This window comes from Streptomyces sp. CO7 (genome assembly GCF_053474865.1).
On sequence record NZ_JBRIOU010000055.1, the window covers coordinates 1 to 753 of the forward strand.

Genomic DNA, 753 nt, shown 5'->3' on the forward strand with positions numbered 1-753 from the left:
CTGGCGGGGCGAGACCATCGGCGGCGTGCTGCGTGAGCGCGCTCGGCGACTCCCCGACCACGAGGCCTTGGTGGACCCGGCCCCGGCCCGCCGGTCCTGGACGTACCGCGAGCTGGACGAGGCGATCGACCGGCTGGCCGCCGGATTCGCCGGCCGCGGGATCGCCAAGGGCGACCGGGTGGTCGTGCAGCTGCCGAACACCGCCGAGTTCATCCAGGTGATCATGGCGCTGTTCCGGATCGGCGCCCTGCCGGTGTTCGCGCTGCCCGCGCACCGTGAGAGCGAGATCCGCTACTTCTGCTCCTTCACCGAGGCCGTCGCCTACGTCACCGTCGACCGGCACGCCGGCTTCGACCACGCGGCGCTCGCCACTCTGGTGAAGAGCGAAGTGCCCTCGCTGCGTGAGGTGTTCGTCGTCGGCGAGGCCGGGGAGCACACCCCGCTGGCCGAGGTGGACGGCGACCCGGCCGGCCTGCCGGAGGGCCCGGAGCCGCACGAGCTGGCCTTCCTGCAGCTGTCCGGCGGCACCACCGGGGTGCCCAAGCTGATCCCCCGCACCCACGACGACTACCTGTACTCGGTGTGGGGCTCCAACGAGATCTGCGCCGTGGACACCTCCACCCGGTTCCTGGTGGTGCTGCCCGCCGCCCACAACTTCCCCGTCAGCTCCCCGGGCTGGCTGGGCGTGTTCTACGCGGGCGGCACCGTGGTCCTGTCCCCGAACACCGACCCGGCCACCACCTTCCCGCTGAT

Annotated in this window: 1 protein-coding gene; it reads left to right on the plus strand. The window is 72.4% G+C overall.

Annotated elements, in window-relative coordinates:
* Positions 1-753 (plus strand): AMP-binding protein (locus tag ACOV8S_RS31045; RefSeq protein WP_448321822.1); only part of this gene is annotated, 753 nt, incomplete at both ends.